Annotated in this window: 2 protein-coding genes; one reads left to right on the top strand and one right to left on the bottom strand. The window is 70.6% G+C overall.

Annotation, left to right across the window (positions count from 1 at the left end):
• Nucleotides 1–1,292: glutamate synthase-related protein (locus ACXJKL_RS18640; RefSeq protein ID WP_457208497.1), on the top strand; the 1,292-nt coding region annotated here is incomplete at its 5' end.
• 33 nt (nt 1,293–1,325) lie between these two features.
• On the opposite strand, the gene ACXJKL_RS18635 is transcribed toward ACXJKL_RS18640, so the two are convergent.
• Complete coding sequence (locus ACXJKL_RS18635) at nt 1,326–2,765, bottom strand: alpha,alpha-trehalose-phosphate synthase (UDP-forming) (protein WP_457208496.1); 1,440 nt, start codon at nt 2,763–2,765, stop codon at nt 1,326–1,328.
• Nucleotides 2,766–2,901 lie beyond the last annotated feature (136 nt).

Here is a 2,901-nt window from a genome sequence, read left to right as displayed (position 1 = left end):
ACATGGAGCACGTCGAGGGCTACCCGATCATCAAGCACCGCACGATCATGGGTCCGGGCGCGGCGACCCTGCCCCACGCCGACGACACGGTGTCGCTGCCCAGCGCCAAGGTGATGGGCGCCGCCCGGGGTCGCCGTCACGCCTTCCGCCCGGGCTCGGTGGTCAACATCTCGGGGATGAGCTTCGGCTCGCTGTCCGGCAAGGCGGTCGAGTCGCTCAACAAGGGTGCGGCCATGGCGGGCTGCCTGCAGAACACCGGAGAGGGCGCCCTGTCGCCGTACCACCGCCACGGCGGCGACGTGGTCTTCCAGATCGGCACGAGCTACTTCGGGTGCCGCGACGACCGGGGCCGCTTCGAGCTCTCCCGCCTGGTCGACCTGGTGCAGTCGGCGCCGGTGCGCGCCATCGAGATCAAGCTGTCCCAGGGCGCCAAGCCCGGGCTCGGCGGCATGCTGCCGGGGGAGAAGGTCAGTGCCGAGATCGCCGAGATCCGCGGCATCCCCGAGGGCAAGGACTGCGCCTCGCCCAGTCGCCACGAGGTCTTCCACGACGTCGACTCGATGCTCGACTTCGTCGAGACGGTCGCCGACGCCACCGGGCTGCCCGTGGGCGTGAAGTCGGCGGTCGGCAACATGACGCTCTGGGACCAGCTGGTCGAGGCGATGGCCGCCGGCGGGCGGGGCGTCGACTTCGTCAACATCGACGGCGGCGAGGGCGGCACGGGCGCGGCGCCGATGATCTTCGCGGACTCGGTGGCCTACCCCTTCCGGATCGCCTTCAGCGAGGTCTACCGGCGCTTCGCGGCCGCCGGCCTGACCGACGACGTCACCTTCATCGGCGCCGGCAAGCTCGGGGTCCCCGAGAACGCCGTGGTCGCCTTCGCGCTCGGCGCCGACATGGTCAACGTGGGGCGCGAGGCGATGATGTCCATCGGCTGCATCCAGGCCCAGAAGTGCCACACCGACCACTGCCCGGTCGGGATCGCCACCCAGAACCCGCGCTACACCTTCGGCCTCGACGTCGAGCTCAAGAGCGTGCGTGCCGCCAACTACATCCGCTCGCTGCGGCGCGACCTGCTCAAGGTGTCGGAGGCCGTCGGCGTCGTGCACCCCGGCCTCATCACGCCCTGGGACATCGACATCCTCGCAGGCCAGCGCTCGACCGAGCAGCTCCACGACGTCTACGGGTACGACGACGACTGGGGCGCCATCGGTCCCGACCTGCGCGCCACGATCGAGCAGATCATGACGTCGCAGGGCGAGGCGCCGCTGCCGCACCCGACCACCCGCTGAGAAGCCGGTCGGTCAGCTCCGACGGGCGGTCGGTCAGCTCCGGCGGGCGGGGCGCACGCTCTTGTCGTGCTCCTGCTGGCCGTCGGCGAGCTCGGCGAGGAACTTCCCGGCCCAGGACGCGACGTCGTGCTCGACGACCGTCTTGCGCATCGCCCGCATCCGGCGGGTGGTCTCCCTGGGCTCGGCGTTGAACGCGTCGAGGAGCGCCTGCTTGATGCCGTTGATGTCGTAGGGGTTGACCAGCCAGGCCTGACGGAGCTCGTCGGCCGCGCCGGCGAACTCGGAGAGCACCAGGGCCCCGTCGGAGTCGTAGCGGCACGCGACGTACTCCTTGGCGACGAGGTTCATCCCGTCGCGGAAGGGCGTGACGACCATGATGTCGGCCGCCCGGTAGAGGGCGGCCATCTCCTCGCGGGGGTAGGAGGAGTGGAGGTAGGAGATCGCCGGCTTGCCGATCTCGCCCAGGTCGCCGTTGAGGCGGCCCACCAGTCGGTCGATGTCGTCGCGCAGGATGCGGTACTGCTGGACGCGCTCCCGCGACGGGGTGGCGACCTGCACGAACACCGCGTCCTCGACGTCGAGGCGCCCCTCGGCGATCAGCTCGCCGAACGCGCGCAACCGGGCCACGATGCCCTTGGTGTAGTCGAGGCGGTCGATGCCGAGGAAGACCTTGCGGGGGTTGCCGAGCGCCTCGCGGATCTCGACCGCCCGCTTCTCGACGCCCTCGGACCGGGCGAGCTCCTCGAACCCGGCGGTGTCGATGGAGATCGGGAACGCCGCGGCCTTCACGCTCCGGCCGTCGGGGAGGTAGACGAGGTCGCGGTGGGTCTTGTGGCCGACCCGGTGGCGGACCATGCGCACGAAGTTGCCGGCACCGCCGGCGAGCTGGAAGCCGATGAGGTCGGCGCCGAGCAGCCCCTCGAGGATCTGGCGCCGCCACGGGAGCTGGCTGAAGAGCTCGGCCGGGGGGAAGGGGATGTGCAGGTAGAAGCCGATGCGCAGGTCCGGTCGGAGGTCGCGCAGCATCTGCGGCACGAGCTGGAGCTGGTAGTCCTGGATCCAGACCGTGGCGCCCTCGGCGGCCACCTCCGCGCTCTTCTCCGCGAAGCGTCGGTTGACCGTCACGTAGGAGTCCCACCACTCGCGGTGGAACTCCGGCTTGGCGACCACGTCGTGGTAGAGCGGCCAGAGGGTGCCGTTGGAGAAGCCCTCGTAGAACTCCTCGATCTCGCGCGCGCTCAGGTGCACCGGCACCAGCTGGAGACCGTCCTCGACGAAGGGTTCGAGGTCGTCGTCGGGTGACCCCGGCCAGCCGATCCAGGCGCCGTCGTTGGCCCGCATCACGGGCTCGAGGGCGGACACCAGGCCACCGGGGGACCGCCGCCAGTCGCTGCTGCCGTCGGGGTTGGTCACTCGGTCGACGGGGAGCCTGTTGGCGACGATCACGAGGTCGGCGCGGCCTGAAGTGGTCACACGGTCCACCCTAGCGAGCCGCACAGCACCCCTCCGGGGGGTCGCTCAGGCACGCCGCGCCGGAACCCGTCGCCGACTCGCCGACGACGAATGACATGGCTGTGGTTCGTCACCTACAGTGGTGCCACAGCAGTCC

This window comes from Nocardioides sp. P5_C9_2, assembly GCF_054049555.1.
This window is presented reverse-complemented; position numbering and strand designations above follow the sequence as displayed.